Origin of the sequence: Dyadobacter flavalbus, assembly GCF_006149045.1 — a bacterium.
In the GTDB taxonomy this organism is placed as follows: Bacteria; Bacteroidota; Bacteroidia; order Cytophagales; family Spirosomataceae; genus Dyadobacter; species Dyadobacter flavalbus.
The window spans coordinates 1-15,490 of record NZ_VBSN01000066.1 but is presented as its reverse complement, the minus strand read 5'-3'; the positions used below and the strand labels follow the sequence as shown (position 1 = coordinate 15,490).

General features: G+C 42.3%; 15 protein-coding genes and 1 rRNA gene. 10 read left to right on the top strand and 6 right to left on the bottom strand.

All coding sequences use genetic code 11. From position 1 onward, the window contains the following. The first annotated feature begins 136 nt into the window (after positions 1 to 136). The 4 genes from FEM33_RS20690 (at position 137) to cysM (ending at position 4,962) form a co-directional block, all read left to right on the top strand. The gene (locus FEM33_RS20690) at positions 137 to 1,855 is read left to right on the top strand and encodes an AMP-binding protein (RefSeq protein WP_201747819.1); all 1,719 of its coding nucleotides are present in this window, start codon (positions 137 to 139) and stop codon (positions 1,853 to 1,855) included. A 68-nt stretch (positions 1,856 to 1,923) separates the two neighbouring features. Continuing rightward, entirely contained in the window at positions 1,924 to 2,655 is a 732-nt protein-coding gene (locus FEM33_RS20685; protein WP_229214332.1) for an alpha/beta fold hydrolase, read from the top strand. A gap of 82 nt (positions 2,656 to 2,737) precedes the next feature. Further along, positions 2,738 to 3,946 (top strand): alpha/beta hydrolase family protein, encoded by a 1,209-nt coding sequence (locus FEM33_RS20680; RefSeq protein ID WP_139013890.1) that lies wholly within the window; start codon positions 2,738 to 2,740, stop codon positions 3,944 to 3,946. A gap of 143 nt (positions 3,947 to 4,089) precedes the next feature. Continuing rightward, positions 4,090 to 4,962, top strand: coding sequence for a cysteine synthase CysM (cysM, locus tag FEM33_RS20675; RefSeq protein ID WP_139013889.1), 873 nt, complete (start codon positions 4,090 to 4,092; stop codon positions 4,960 to 4,962). A 60-nt stretch (positions 4,963 to 5,022) separates the two neighbouring features. Here the strand turns inward: cysM and FEM33_RS20670 are convergent, their stop codons facing one another. Further along, positions 5,023 to 5,442, bottom strand: coding sequence for a cytochrome B (locus FEM33_RS20670; RefSeq protein ID WP_139013888.1), 420 nt, complete (start codon positions 5,440 to 5,442; stop codon positions 5,023 to 5,025). 71 nt (positions 5,443 to 5,513) lie between these two features. Between FEM33_RS20670 and FEM33_RS20665 the strand changes: the two genes are divergently transcribed. From FEM33_RS20665 to FEM33_RS20655, 3 genes are all read left to right on the top strand, one after another. Continuing rightward, positions 5,514 to 5,816 carry a DUF4286 family protein gene (locus FEM33_RS20665; protein ID WP_139013887.1) on the top strand — a complete coding sequence of 101 codons (303 nt, stop codon included), beginning with the start codon at positions 5,514 to 5,516 and terminating at the stop codon, positions 5,814 to 5,816. Positions 5,817 to 6,056: 240 nt separating this feature from the next. Beyond that, complete coding sequence (locus tag FEM33_RS20660; protein WP_374756445.1) at positions 6,057 to 6,419, top strand: HPF/RaiA family ribosome-associated protein; 363 nt, start codon at positions 6,057 to 6,059, stop codon at positions 6,417 to 6,419. Positions 6,420 to 6,552: 133 nt separating this feature from the next. After that, positions 6,553 to 6,966: a MaoC family dehydratase gene (locus FEM33_RS20655; RefSeq protein WP_139013885.1), complete on the top strand. Its 414-nt coding sequence runs from the start codon at positions 6,553 to 6,555 to the stop codon at positions 6,964 to 6,966. A 58-nt stretch (positions 6,967 to 7,024) separates the two neighbouring features. Here FEM33_RS20655 and FEM33_RS20650 read toward each other — a convergent pair whose 3' ends face one another. After that, a complete protein-coding gene (locus tag FEM33_RS20650; RefSeq protein WP_139013884.1) occupies positions 7,025 to 7,207 on the bottom strand; it encodes a BF3379 family histone-like protein in 183 nt (60 codons plus the stop codon). Between the two features lie 256 nt (positions 7,208 to 7,463). Beyond that, complete coding sequence (locus FEM33_RS20645; protein WP_139013883.1) at positions 7,464 to 8,735, bottom strand: aminotransferase class I/II-fold pyridoxal phosphate-dependent enzyme; 1,272 nt, start codon at positions 8,733 to 8,735, stop codon at positions 7,464 to 7,466. A 185-nt stretch (positions 8,736 to 8,920) separates the two neighbouring features. Here FEM33_RS20645 and FEM33_RS20640 point away from each other — a divergent pair, with 185 nt between their 5' ends. From FEM33_RS20640 to FEM33_RS20630, 3 genes are all read left to right on the top strand, one after another. Then, positions 8,921 to 10,432, top strand: a complete 1,512-nt coding sequence (locus tag FEM33_RS20640; protein ID WP_139013882.1) for an acetyl-CoA carboxylase biotin carboxylase subunit — start codon at positions 8,921 to 8,923, stop codon at positions 10,430 to 10,432. 200 nt (positions 10,433 to 10,632) lie between these two features. Further along, positions 10,633 to 11,682: a tRNA preQ1(34) S-adenosylmethionine ribosyltransferase-isomerase QueA gene (gene queA, locus FEM33_RS20635; RefSeq protein ID WP_139013881.1), complete on the top strand. Its 1,050-nt coding sequence runs from the start codon at positions 10,633 to 10,635 to the stop codon at positions 11,680 to 11,682. Positions 11,683 to 11,771: 89 nt separating this feature from the next. After that, on the top strand, positions 11,772 to 12,440 hold the full coding sequence (locus tag FEM33_RS20630) for a 2-C-methyl-D-erythritol 4-phosphate cytidylyltransferase (protein WP_139013880.1): 669 nt from the start codon (positions 11,772 to 11,774) through the stop codon (positions 12,438 to 12,440). Between the two features lie 130 nt (positions 12,441 to 12,570). Here FEM33_RS20630 and FEM33_RS20625 read toward each other — a convergent pair whose 3' ends face one another. The 3 genes from FEM33_RS20625 to rrf all read right to left on the bottom strand — a co-directional run. Beyond that, entirely contained in the window at positions 12,571 to 13,773 is a 1,203-nt protein-coding gene (locus FEM33_RS20625; protein WP_229214330.1) for a prolyl oligopeptidase family serine peptidase, read from the bottom strand. 120 nt (positions 13,774 to 13,893) lie between these two features. Further along, on the bottom strand, positions 13,894 to 15,036 hold the full coding sequence (locus tag FEM33_RS20620; RefSeq protein WP_139013879.1) for an acyltransferase family protein: 1,143 nt from the start codon (positions 15,034 to 15,036) through the stop codon (positions 13,894 to 13,896). 367 nt (positions 15,037 to 15,403) lie between these two features. Beyond that, a 5S ribosomal RNA gene (rrf, locus tag FEM33_RS20615) occupies positions 15,404 to 15,490 on the bottom strand; the annotation flags it as partial.

Sequence of the window (15,490 nt, the reverse complement as noted above, 5' to 3'; positions counted from 1 at the left end):
CGTTCCTTTTTTTGCACTTGCCGGCTTTTTACCAGACTTACAGGGTTAAATTTATTGCACTCAATTAATAATGTTTTGTGTTAATTGATAACTTTAATTCCTGAATGCATTTCTAAATTCCCTGTCGTTTTTAATTATGGTTGAGATATCAAAAGATACATATCCCTGGCTTAAAAATTATCCTGAAGGAATTCCCTACGAAATCAATCCGGACGCCTATTCCTCTTTGCTGGAAATGATGGAAATCAGCTTTAAGGACAATGCAGAAAAGCCGGCGTACACCAATATGGGAAAGTCGCTCAGCTTTGGTGAACTGGATAAGTTATCAAAGCATTTTGCGGCTTATCTTCAAAGCATCGGTTTACGCCATGGAGACAAGATTGCCATTCAGATGCCCAACCTGCTGCAGTACCCAGTTGCCATGATGGGCGGACTCCGCGCCGGACTGACCATTGTAAATACGAACCCGCTTTATACGCCCAGGGAAATGCAGCATCAGTTCAGGGATTCCGGTGCCAAAGCCATTGTTATTCTTGCGAATTTTGCATCAAATCTCGAAAGGATTGTGGCCAATACCGGCATTCAGCATATTATCATTACCGAAATCGGCGATATGCTTGGCTTTCCTAAAAAGCTGATTGTCAATGCAGCGGTAAAGTATGTAAAAAAGATGGTTCCCAAATACAGTCTGAAAGGAGCCGTTACTTTTACGAATGCACTTGCAACCGGTTCGGGCTTGACGTACAAGCGCCCGCATGTTTCAGGGCTTGACATTGCATTTATCCAGTATACCGGAGGCACAACCGGGATTTCCAAAGGTGCCATGCTGACGCACCGCAACCTGATCGCCAATGTTGAAGGAATTAACGAATGGCTCATGTCCAAAATGAGAAAGTCGGAGCCTTCCGGGCAGCTTACGATGGTCGGTGCATTGCCTTTATATCATGTATTTGCATTGACGATCAACAGTCTTTGCGGAATCAAATGGGGCGCACTGAATATACTGATTACAAATCCCAAGGATATTCCGGCTTTTATCAAAGAGCTCAAAAAATTCAGATTTCATATCTTTCCGGGACTGAACACGCTTTTCAACGGACTGATGAATCATCCCGATTTTGCAACGATTGATTTCAGCGATCTTAAAATTACCATAGCCGGAGGAATGGCTTTGCAGAAAGTTGTGGCCGAAAGATGGGAAAAAATCACGGGCTGCGTGCTTGTGGAAGGCTACGGACTTTCTGAAACTTCACCGGTCCTATCGGTTAATCCGCTGGACGGCCATCATAAAAACGGAACCATCGGCCTGCCGTTCCCGAGTACGGAACTGCGTATACTCCGTGAAGATGAAACCTGGGCGAGCCCGGGCGAAAGAGGCGAAATATGCGCAAAAGGCCCGCAGATTATGCTTGGCTACTACAACCGGCCTGATGAAACTGTAAAAGTGATTTTCGAAGACAGAAACGGCAGATGGTTTAAAACCGGCGATATCGGAATTGAGGATACAGACGGATTTTTCAAGATTGTGGACCGGAAAAAGGATATGATCCTCGTTTCCGGGTTCAATGTTTATCCCAATGAAATTGAAGACGTAGTCGCGCAATGTCCGGGCGTGCTGGAAGTGGCGTGCGTAGGCATACCGGATGAGAGGTCGGGCGAAATGGTAAAAATATACGTTGTAAAAAAAGATCCTGGACTGACTGAAGACAAGGTAAAGGCATTCTGCAGAGAAAACCTGACGGGTTACAAATGCCCCAGGAAAATAGAATTCAGGAATGAACTGCCCAAAACCAATGTAGGAAAAATTCTCAGAAGGGCTTTGCGTGAGGAAGAAATGGCCAAAGTCGGCAAATAGTGCCGGTCTGGAACAAGGTTTGTATACATTAGCCAAAAAAGTTCTCAATACTGAAAATCATATGCATTATGAATTTACACCGGAAAACTTTGGTCCTTTTGCACGGACATGGCATAGACGATTCCATCTGGGATAAACTTGACGCCGAAGTCAACGATACTTATACGGTTATAAGGCCCAATATTTCTCTGTTTACTTCGTGCCAGTCTGTGGAGGAATATGCCGATGAACTATACCGTTTTCTCACCAATGCAAATATTCAGAAATGCTGCCTGATCGGGCACTCCATGGGCGGCTACATTGCGCTGGCTTTTGCCGAAAAATATCCGGAAATGCTGATCGGACTGGGACTTTTTCATTCCACCGCATATGCTGACGATGAAGCCAAGAAGCATCAGCGCAATCAGACAATCGAATTACTTAAAAACCACGGAACAGAAGCTTTTGTAAAGAATTCTGCTCCGAATATGTTTGGCGAAAGATACAAGGAACAATATCCTGAAAGAGTCAAAAGCCATATTGAGTATTTCAAAAAACTGCCGGCAGAAGCATTGATCGCAGGGCTTGTTGCCATGCGGAAACGACCCGACAGAACCGCCGTTCTGGCTTCCGTTCCTTTCCCTGTTTTGTTCATTATCGGCGTTCAGGACAAACTGATCCCGTTTGAAAGCGCGCTGAACTTATCGGAGTACCCGAAAAAAAGCTATCCGTTCATCCTCGGCGAAGCCGCTCACATGGGTATGGTTGAATCTCCGGATGCCACAGCCAGGATTGTAAACTGGTACATGGACAAAATTTAAGCGGTAAAAAATATTAATCAATGATCAAAAATGGTTCAGCGTTCGTTATACTTTCAAAACGCTGAACTATTTAATTAACCTTATGCGAAAATTTACATCAATACTTCATCTCAACAAATTTACTGTGCTCCTGTTCTGGAGTCTTCTGCTTCTTAATTCCTGTAAAAACGACGACAATACGCCTGCTACACCGGAAGAACCAAACAGCGTTCTTGTAGAAAGCAGAGTCATTACGGAACTTTCCAGGACGCAGATTATTCAAAAAGCCAATATGCTGAGTCCACTGCTTGCTGTTTATGTCAAAAACGGAATAAAAGTTTACAAGATAACTTACAAAACAAAAAACACGGACGGTACTGAAATCACCGCTTCCGGCGCGCTGGTTTTCCCGGATATAGACCAGCCTGCTTCAATGATCAGTGTTCAGCACGGAACGATCCGTGACGATGCTTCTGCACCTTCCAATTTCAATGACGGAGCGGAGGCGGCCTCTTTCGGTTCATTGTTCGGATCGATGGGCTATATCATTGCTTATCCGGACTATATCGGTTATGGCGCTTCCAAGGATTACCCGCATCCGTATGAACACCGGGAAAGTCTGGCTTCGGCTTCACTGGACATGCTTCGCGCTGCCAAGGAATTCCTGAAAAAGCAGAATGAAGTAAAATGGGATGAGAAATTGTACCTGGCAGGATATTCGGAAGGCGGCTATGCAACCATGGCGCTGCAAAAGAAAATAGAAGAAGAAGCCCCGACAGAATTCAATCTGGTCGCATCCAGCTGCGGAGCCGGCGCATATGACAAGACTGCTTTTATGAAGTATGTGATCAATACGGCCACACAGGGAAATGCTTCGTATAACTCGCTTTATTTGTGGGTTATGCTGACTTATGACCGTATTTACAAGCTGAACCGGCCTGCAACCTATTATTTCAAGGAACCATTTGCAACCCAGATTGCGACTTCCGGAATAAATACTTCCATTAATCAGAGCTTCAGTACCATTCTAACAGATTCGTTTAAGAAAAATCTGAACGACGGTTCGGATGTCGGTTTTATCAATGCAATCAGCGATAATGATGTTTATAACTGGAAACCGAAAACACCGACACAATTGTATCACGGAAATGCGGACAAACTGGTTTTTTATTTTAATTCGGAAAAGGCTTACAACACCATGAAGGCACTAGGCGCAAACGTGGAACTGAAAACGATTCCAAATGGAGATCATGCTTCTTCCATTACAAGCTATCTTGCCGGAACGCTGGCATTCTTTACATCTACGAAATAAAATATAACGGCGCCGTTTTTAACCATAGTTATACTTTTCAGATTATCGAAGTATAACTATGGTTTTTTGATTCTGGAATTTTTGTGATTCTGTTCAGGTTTAAGGATTACCTTTGTTTGAATACATCACGAATTTCTAAAATAATGTCCTCACTTCTTGAACTTGTAGGCAACACCCCGCTTGTAGAACTCAACCGAATTAACCCAAACCCGGATGTAAAGATTTACGGAAAACTGGAAGGGAACAATCCGGGCGGCAGCGTAAAAGACCGCGCGGCTTTCAGTATGATAAAGGGTGCGCTGGATCGTGGTGAAATCAGGTCGGGAATGAAGCTTATTGAGGCAACCAGCGGGAACACAGGCATTGCACTGGCCATGATCGCACGTTTGTTTGATCTGGAAATCGAACTCATCATGCCGCAGAATTCAACCAAAGAGCGCGTGCTGACGATGGAAGCATACGGTGCAAAGGTTGTTCTTACCGAAACGATGGAAAGTGCACGCGACTATGCCGAAGAAAAAGCGGCAGGCAATGAATATTTTCTGCTGAACCAGTTTGCAAACCAGGATAACTGGAAAGCGCACTACAACACTACCGGGCCGGAAATTTACAAAGACACAAACGGCAGAGTAACTCATTTTGTATCGTCCATGGGAACAACCGGTACCATTATGGGTGTATCGCGCTATATGAAAGAAAAAAATCAGGATATCCAGATTGTCGGCTGCCAGCCCACAGATGGTTCCAGCATTCCGGGTATACGCAAATGGCCGGAGGCATATCTTCCGAAAATATTTGAAAAAGAACGTGTTGACCGGGTTATGGAAGTAACGCAGGAGAATGCAGTTCAGATGACGCGGAGGCTGGCCAGAGAAGAAGCGGTTTTTGCAGGAATGAGCAGCGGAGGCGCAGCCTGGGCAGCTGTGGAACTTGCCGGAGAACTGAAAGAAGGAATTATAGTCTGCATTATATGTGACCGCGGAGACCGTTACCTTTCCAGCGATTTGTTCGGTTAAGCGGATTAAGAAAATTCCGGCACGAAGCAGTAAAATGCCTGTGCCGGAATTCAAAAATTTTTAGAACCAGCCCACACCCAGATTCCTGAACGGCCACGGAATAGCTACAATAATGATAATCAGTGCCATTGCATAGAAGTACAGAATCGTGCGGTGCTTGTCGCTGCCGAAGGCTTTTCTTGAACGTACTCTTCCATAAGTAATCAGCACAATGGCAATCAGCATCATGAAAACGTGTTCGATGGAATAAAAACGAAACAGCTTCTCTCCGATCTGATCAAAATTGACCTTTGGGCTTATAAAATAAAGCGCCAGTCCGATCAGAAGCTGAATGTGCGTGGCGATCAGCGCGAAAGAGTAGATTTTACTGTCGCCTTCTTTCGACTTCTGCCAGTTGGAATAGGCAGTGAAAACAGCGGCAATCAAAAGTGCCAGTACCACATAGCGAAGGCCGGAATGGGCACGTATAAGAATATTCATGATAAAAACCTGGTTTTGGTTAAGTAAGTATAAGTTTGCAAATGTAACGACGAGTATTAAATTATTATACAATGATCATATATAACATCACAGTCAATATCAGTTATCAGGCGGAAAAGGATTGGCTTCATTACATGAAAACAATTCATATACCCGAAATCATTGCAACGGGTATTCCGCTTGAATGCAAATTGCTCAGACTGCTTACAGAGATAGAAAATGAAGGTTCCACCTATACTTCACAGTTTTCGTTCAGGACAATGGAGGATTTTCTAGCGTATCAGACGCACCATCAGGCGGATTTTCAGGAAAGGCACCATGCGCTTTTTAACGGACAGTACGTTTCATTCAGAACCCTTCTTGAGGAAGCTTAAAAGCGCATTTTGTCCGTTTCGCTGCAAAAGTAAATATAATTAAACGTACTGTTTACTTGACATTAAGTGATTATTTAGCTTATTTAATATATCGTTAGTTCCGGTTTTTGCACGGAAGTAAATGACTTGTAATTATTTTTCCATGATAATCAAAGTCTGATTTATCCTCCGGGCATAGTATTATTATTAACGGTTATAAAATATGTTTTACCTTAAAATAAAGTGCTTATGAGACTGCAGATGCAAGCCATTCATTTTGACGCCGATCCCAAACTGTTGAACTTCATTCAACAAAAACTAGATAAACTTGATACCTTTTATGATCGTATCACCAGCGGAGAGGTATTCCTTAAGCTCAAAAAAGGCGATAATGCCAAAACACAAACCAAACTGCTGGAAGTTAAATTATACGTTCCGGGCGGTACCATGTTTGTCAGAGAAGAGGGAACGACATTTGAAGAAGCGACTGATTTGGCAATAGACACTTTAAAAATGCAAGTAAAAAAATTCAAGGATAAACGGACAAATGCAAGAGCGCCCAAAGTTGCTGACGACATTGCAGCTGAAACACTGACAGTCACGACTGAAGAAACGGAGGATTAAAAATCCATATAAGTGAACAAACAAAAGAAGTCGCCCTGATCAGGACGGCTTCTTTTGTTTGAACTGCAATCAAAAATATTTTGCAGTAAGCTTGTAAATTAATTTCTTTGAAAGAAAATGTAACCCCAGTAACATGAATATTGAACCGGTTGTTGATACCAAATTTGAACATTTATTTAAATTTACCCAGGAGGAAGTTGAACGGTTTGCCGAGCTGACAGGAGATAACAATCCGATTCATCTTGATGCGGAATATGCGGCAACGACAAATTTTAAAAAACCCATCATACACGGTATGCTGGGTGCAACTGTTTTTACCAAAGTTCTGGGCACGCAATACCCCGGATTCGGCTCCATTTACCTGAAACAGACACTTGAATTTCTGCGGCCTATGTACGTTGAAACGGATTACAGGGTTGTTTTTACGATCAAATCCATTGACAAGGCCAAACACATTGCAGAAATTGGTGCTGAAATTTTTGACGCCCGCACCAAAAAGGTCGTGACAAGAGGCGTGGCAACCATGATCAATGAGGAGAAATTCTAAAAAATAAGCCCGGATCATTTTGTTGATCCGGGCTGGAAATCTATTGTGTGCTGTTAAACTATTCCTCGGTCGTATTCTTTTTGTTCTGAACTTCTGAACGAATATCCTGAGCCAATGTCTTTAGGTCCTGCATGCCTTTGCGAACACGCGTTCCAGCTGCCTGGTTACCTTTGTTATAGAACTTATCGAAATCGCCCTCAAGCGAAAGGATCAATTCTTTTACTTCATCAAACCTTGCCATGTGTTTCTTTGTTTTTTAGTTTAAAAATGCCTCAAACACGCTAAAAACGCATGTTTAGACCGAAATTTAGTAATTAAATGCATTTTCACAATCCAAAAAACAAAAAAAAACACTTCTAAAATACAATTAATTACTTGCAAATACTTACTTATTTGATTATCAGATAATTAACTCATAACCAAATTGATTTTCCAGAAAATAAAAAAAGGGCTTTTTTTTGAAAAAAGCCCTTTGAAAGCGAAAAACGCACTTTTTGTTATTCTACAACTTCCTGAACGTCTTCTATTTGATATACCCGGTTTTTTAATTTGTCAGCCAATGTGGTAAAGGCATTGAGGGTATATTCAACATCTTCCAGGGTATGCGCTGCCGTTGGAATAATACGCAGCATGATTTGTCCTTTCGGGACAACCGGATACACAACAATAGAGCAGAACACGCCCATGTTTTCACGCAGGTCGCGAACCATTCTTGTAACTTCCGGAACACCGCCTTCGCTGTGCAGAAACACAGGAGTAACCGGCGATTCTGTTTCACCGATATTGAATCCGCGCCCGCGCAGACCGTCCTGCATTGCTTTTACATTTTCCCAGAGCTTTGCACGCAGTTCCGGCATGGCCTTTACCATCTGCAAACGCTTGCGGCATCCTTCCACATACGGCATCGGAAGCGCTTTCGCGTAAGTCTGAGAACGCATGTTATATTTCAGGAACATAATGATTTCAGGATCATCCGAAGCGATGAAAGCACCGATGGCGGCCATTGATTTGGCAAAGGTGGAAAAATAAAGGTCCACTTCTTTTTGTACGCCCAGCAGCTCTCCTACTCCGGCACCGGTTTCGCCCATGGTACCAAATCCGTGTGCATCATCAACAAGCAGCCTGAAATCGTATTTTTTCTTTAACTCAACGATGGCCTTAAGATCACCGACTTTCCCTGACATTCCAAATACACCCTCAGTAATGACCAGAACACCTCCACCCTTTTCATTGGCAAGTTTGGTCGCACGGATCAGGTTTTTCTCAAGGCTGGCCATGTCGTTATGGTTGAACTTGTAGTATTCGCCCAGCTTGGCTTTATGCAGGCGGATTCCGTCGATCAGACAGGCATGTGACTCTGCGTCGTAAACGATTACATCCCGGTGATCACAAAGGCATTCGATGGCAGACATTACGCCCTGATAACCGTAATTAAGAAGAAATGCATCTTTTTTCCCTACAAACTCGGCCAGCTCTTTTTCAAACGTCTCGTGCAGGGTAGAATTTCCGGACATCATACGGGCGCCCATCGGATAGGCAAGTCCCCATTTCGCAGCAGCATCGGCGTCTGCTTTTCTTATTTCCGGATGATTGGCCAGACCCAAATAATTGTTAAGACTCCAGTTAAGTACCTCACGTCCCATAAATTTCATGCGCGGTCCCAATTCTCCTTCCAGCATCGGAAAAGAAAAATAATGATGGCTATTCAGCATTTTTGCCGGATTCCCGATCGGGCCTGAATTGTTGCGCAATTTCTCGAAAATATCCACTCGCTTTTATTTTATGTGGGTAATCAGTTACTGTAATGTTAGATAAATGCAAAATTAAAAAAAATACGCTTACTTTAATGCAAAGCTAACATTCCCATAGCGTGTAAGTTAGTAAAATAATAGAATACACTACATTTACTTCAGGGCTTCTTTTTGATACTTTACCACGAATTCAGACCATTCCGATGCATCAGATAAAAAAAATACTGGTTGCCAACCGCGGGGAAATTGCTTTGAGAATCATGCGGACTGCGCGTGAAATGAATATTTCCACCGTCGCTATATTCAGTGAAACCGACAGGAAATCGCCGCATGTACGCTTTGCCGACGAAGCCGTTTGCATCGGGCCTGCGCCTTCTTCCGAGTCTTACCTGAATGCTGAAAAGATTATCAATGTCTGCAAGGCACTGCATGTAGACGCCATTCATCCGGGATATGGTTTTTTGTCCGAAAACGCAGCATTTGCAAGTCTTGTACAAAAGGAAGGACTGATCTTCATTGGCCCTTCGCCGGAATCCATTGAGATTATGGGGAACAAGCTTGCTGCCAAGCAGGCCGCCGCACGTTACAACATCCCGATGGTTCCCGGTACGGATACGGCCATCAGCGACCGCCATGCTGCGAAACAGAAAGCACTGGAAATAGGTTATCCGATCCTCATCAAGGCAAGCGCGGGCGGTGGCGGAAAAGGAATGCGGATTGTTGATAATGAATTTGATTTTGATGAACAAATGGACCGTGCAGCCAGCGAAGCGCTGGCATCTTTCGGCGACAGCTCCGTTTTCATTGAAAAATACATTACTTCTCCAAAGCACATTGAAATACAGGTTCTGGGCGATCAGCACGGCAATATTGTTCATTTGTTTGAGCGCGAATGTTCTGTGCAGCGGCGTCATCAGAAAGTCATAGAAGAAGCACCTTCCGTTTCGATTACGCCGGAAATAAGAACAGAAATGGGCCTTTGTGCCATTAACGTGGCAAAATCCTGCGGTTATTACGGTGCAGGAACAGTCGAGTTCATTGTGGATGAGCAATCCCGTTTTTACTTTCTGGAAATGAACACGCGCTTACAGGTTGAGCATCCGGTTACCGAGCTGATTACTGGCATTGATCTTGTCAAGCAGATGATCCTGATTGCCGAAGGAAAACAACTGACGTTCACGCAAGATAAAATTACTTTGAAAGGCCACGCGATTGAAGCAAGAGTATATGCAGAAGACGTCTTCAATAATTTTCTTCCGGATGTAGGAACGCTGCATACTTACGTGAAACCGGACGGAAACGGGATTCGGGTCGACGATGGTTTTGAACAGGGAATGGAAATCCCGATCTATTATGATCCGATGATTGCCAAACTGATCGCATACGGAGAAAACCGAGAAGAAGCGATCCGGAAAATGACGCGTGCGATTGATGAATACCAAATTTCGGGCGTTCAGACGACACTTCCTTTCTGCCGGTTTGTAATGATGCATGCGGCCTTTATCAATGGCAGTTATGATACCAATTTTGTTTCTGCATTTTTCAAACCGGAAATGCTGAAAACAGCACTCAATACCGAAGCTTCCGAACTGGCTGCACTTCTTTCCGCAGTTATTTTAACCGGTTCGGAATCAAAAAAAGAGTTTCCGGAAACAATCCATTCCGATTCCGGTTCAAAGTGGAAATCACGGCTGTATCCGAGGAGTTTGAAATGAAAATTTCTGTTGTATTTCAAAGGATAATTGCCTACTTTTGCGGTCTTAATTTTTTGTAAAGTTGTTTACAGAGAATTTATGCAATTTGGAATACTTGTGCAAGTTACCTGAATGAAAAAGTTTCTTCATAAAGGAATGCTTAGCCTGTTTTGACTGCCACATTGTCGTACGACTAAAAGAAATTCACAGATTATCCAGCTATGAAGCTATCCGAATTTAAATTTGATCTTCCTCAGAGTTTAATTGCACTTCATCCTTCCGACCGCGGCGAATCCCGACTGATGGTTGTACATCGTAAAACAGGAGAAATAGAACATAAAACATTTGCCGACCTTATCAATTACTTTGATGACGGCGATGTAATGGCAATTAATGATACCAAAGTTTTCCCGGCACGTCTTTTTGGCCAAAAAGAAAAAACAGGAGCAAAAATCGAAGTTTTCCTTTTGCGGGAACTGAACCGTGAAATGCGTTTATGGGATGTTCTGGTTGATCCCGCGCGGAAAATCCGGGTTGGAAACAAGTTATATTTCGGAGACAGTGATCTTGTAGCAGAGGTAATTGACAATACAACTTCCCGCGGACGTACGATCCGTTTTCTTTATGACGGTGATAATGATGCTTTTATGAAGCTTGTGGATGAACTGGGAGAAACGCCGCTGCCTCCTGAAATCATTTCCCGCCGTAAAGTTGAAACTGCCGACCGTGACCGCTTCCAGACTATTTTTGCTGAACACATCGGAGCAGTTGCTGCGCCGACGGCCGGAATGCACTTTACAAAAGCCATTATGAAAAGACTGGAAATCAAAGGTGTGAACTTTGCTCCGGTAACGCTTCATGTCGGCCTCGGAACTTTCCGTACCGTAGACGTGGAAGATCTGACAAAGCATAAAACGGATTCTGAAAATTACAGGATTACGCAAGGCAGCGCGGATATAGTCAATACCGCCATTGATGCAAAGAAACGCATTTGTGCCGTCGGAACTACTTCCTTGAAAGCCATTGAATCTTCGGTTTCTGCCAGCGGGCACCTTAAAGCGGTGGAAGGCTGGACGGACAAGTTTGTTTTTCCTCCGTACGACTTTAAAATTGCAACTGCACTGCTTTCCAATTTTCAGCTACCGGAATCTATTTTGCTGATGTCTGCCTGTGCATTCGGAGGCTTTGATCTGGTTATGAAAGCATATGAAATCGCTATCAAAGAAAAATACAAGTTCTTTACTTACGGCGATGCAATGCTGATTATATAGTTTTAAATAATTATGAATTAAAGGTCATTTATGGTCAGGCAATTGTAAAATCCTGATTCGTAAATGACCTTTTTTATTGTCTTTCATTGATGCAGGAGTTTGTAATCATTGTTGCCGGCGGAAAAGGGACCCGCATGAAAAGTGAAGTTCCAAAGCAGTTTCTTTCTATAAATGGAATGCCGGTATTGATGCACACGATTCTGGCATTTCGTAAATACTCGGCTGAAATCAATATCATTCTCGTTCTACCTGAAGATCAGTTTGATTTCTGGAACCGTTTATGCCAGGAACATTCATTTGACATCGAATACAACCTTGTTAAAGGCGGAGAAACACGCTTTCATTCCGTTAAAAATGGTCTTGATTCGATTTCCGTTATGGACGGAATTGTTGCGGTTCACGACGGCGTCAGGCCGGTAATCAATAAAGAAATTATAAAGAATGGCTTTGTGGCAGCACAAGAATTCGGGACAGCGGTTACTTGTGTGAATTTAAAGGATTCCATACGTTTTGCTGACCGGAATGGAAATAACAAAGCAATGGAACGTACGGATTTCAGATTGATACAAACCCCTCAGACATTCAGACTGGAATGGATGCGCAAAGCTTTTTCTGTGGATTATAATGCTGGTTTTACCGATTGTGCAAGCGTACTGGAAGCATCGGGCTATTCCATTCACCTGATGGAAGGTGCCTATGAAAATATAAAGATCACAACGCCGGAAGATCTGGCTTGGGCAGAAATATTTTTAAAATAAAAACTGAAAGTAATTGCTGGAAATCAGTTTAGGTTATGAGTTTTTGCAATTTGCTTTGTACGCAATATATATCAGTCTAAAAGCTGTAAGTTAATTTTCAAAATAAATTTAAATACGAAATACCAAGGTTTTATAACCATTTATCAAACCATTCAAATGCATCCTTTTGCATTTCCAGATCAAATTTATGCGGCCCGTCGTAATATCCGGATGCATATTTGTCAGAAGCTTGGGCTTTCGCATATATGTCTTTTAAAATCTGATCTGCTTTCTTCATTTCCGGCAATGTGTAAAGTTCATCCTGATTGTTATTCTGGACCATTACAGGAAGCGGAACCCTTAATCCCAGAATCTCGGGAAAGTCAAGAAACTTCGGCAGTAAAGGCGTGTAAGTCATCCATGTATGCGTAAATGATTTATTTAAAATAAGATCGTTCCAGGTTGTCATAAATCCAACACACACGGCACATTTGATCCTGTGGTCAAGACCTGCAAGATAAACTGTACGCAAACCACCGCCGGACAAACCGCCGCATCCCATCCGATTTGGATCAACATCATTCCTTTTGCTCAGAATATCCAGTGCAACCTGATCCTCAGACAGGAAAACGCCGGGCCAGGTTGTTCCTGCACAAAATAAGGACTTGGACATAACGTGCTCATGTTCAGACGCCCATCTGTTATATGTTGCAATATGCTCTGGCTTTTCCGGATCATTTTCACTTTTATTGGAAACATCCAGCTCACCCCAGTTCAATCCGTTTACATCCTCATAGAAAACCCTCCGGCTGCCGAAAGTAAAAGTATCATGAACCAGCACAACATACCCGCGCTTCGCTATTTCATTTGCCCAGGCTTTACCGCCATAATCCGACTTTTGATGTTCTGTTAATACAGGATGCTGGTCATCAGAAGTTTTGACAATTTTCCGGTATCCGAAATACTTCATTCCTGCATGATCATGCAATGCTAGAATAGCCGGAAGCGGTTTTGTAACGCCTTTTGGTTTTAAAAGAATGGCTTTTGTAGATCTTCCGTAAGGCAATTGCCATGAAAGCTCTTCTATTTCCAAACCGTCATAAACGTATTTTTTCTCAACAACAACCTTTGGCTCTGCCTTTAAAGGACTGGATAATAATTCCTGTGTTTTGGTGACTGCCTTTTCTCGCCATACATTCAGATCCGATATCTGCGGGTTTCGGAAAGATAATGAAGGTATATCGCCAATTAAAGATGATGCCCAGCCTCCATATCCACCTATTATACTTTTATCTGTTGCCATTGCTATATTCGGATCAGCTTGATCATTGGAATCGCTATGAATAAAATCCATTAAAGGGAATGTAAATGGCATGACCGCAAGGGAAATGGAAGTTTTAATAAATTCTCTACGGAATTTACATTGCTTTTCATTATGCCTGTCGTCATGCTTGAATTTCATTTCTTAAAAGGCTTAAACTTTTATGAAAATTTTATTGCGATACAAAAAATATAAAAACAGCCAAACAAGAACAAATCCGCCAAGTGCATTATATACTTCATGCCATGGTTCCGGCGCATACTTGTAAATGCCGCCAAACAAAAGTTCGGATGAATAATTGAAATTGACAAATCGTACAGCCAGATAAATTACAAGTGAATTTACTCCAATAACGCGGAAGAAAAACGCCCATTTTTTATAACCTTTTACATCAATAATCCAGTAAAAAACAGCCAGAAAAATAAAAGCCATTCCGCTGGTGAGCATGATAAAAGAGCTTGACCATAAATGCTTGTTAATTGGAAATGTCAGATTCCATATAAGGCCGGCAATTACCCCTGTAATCCCGAATAAGAAAAGGTATTGAAGCTTTTGTAAAGAAGTATACTTGCGCAAAAGAATATCTCCGGCAATGGTACCAAATATAGTGAGACAAATAGCCGGGAATTGAGTTAATAAAGCAAGTTCATCGTATGTTCCCTGCTTTAATTTGCCGGGCATGAAGTTGCGGTCGAACCAGCCGACCAGATTTCCTTCAAAGGTTAAATCCCCGGCTCCATACTCCGGAACAGGAATGAAAATAAGACATAAGTAATATGTAATGAGCGTAATTAGACTTATATAAATTCTCTGAGTAAATGCAAAATTCAGGTATAAAATTGCCCCGATAAAAGTAGCCAGGCCAATACGTCCCAGTACACTTCCGTAACGGATGTGAGCCGGATCAAAAATGTCAATTGGCGCATTTTTATCCAATATTCCCAAGGCAATCAGGATTAACATTCTTTTAAATATCTTGCTGATCAGTTCTGAATCTTTAAGACCTTTTGAAACTCCGCCTGTAACACTGAATGCCAGGGAAGTGCCTGCCAAGAACAAGAACAGCGGGAAAATAAAGTCAAAGAAAGTAAATCCGTTCCATTCCGGGTGCTCAAACTGAGCTGAAACAGAATCAATTAGCTGAAAACCTGTTTTACCTCCAAGTAAGTAAATGAATGCACCTCCTCCGGAGATCATAAGCATGTCAAACCCGCGCAATGCATCAATTGAAGCCAGCCTTACGGATGAAGGAGCTTTACCAATCTTTATTTGGCTTATAACAGAAGGTGCCTCCATATATATGTATTTATATGTTTGCACTATAAGGGATCTATCTCATATTTTTTACTTAACTAAATTGAATAAGTTAAAGATAGGCCTCAATCATGTTGGAGATAGGCTGGTATTTTTGGTATGATGAAAATCAATTTACGCTGTACAAGTCAAGTATATACAAATTTTGTATCCTGATTTACAAACTTGTTATTTACTTTTCTGATGCTACTTAATTCTTGTTTTTGGATCTATGACTCTCGTTTATTTTGCAACTTGTACAAATATTTTATTCGGTCTGTTAACGCACGAAGCCCATCTGTACGGATGGGCTTCGTGATGTAATGCAAAAAAAAGACCATCTGATTGGGATGGTCTTTTTGTAATGGTATTGTGGCGGCTACCTACTTTACCGGGTTTGATCCAAGTATCATCGGCGGTTCCGGGCTTAACTTCTCTGTTCGGAATGGGAAGAGGT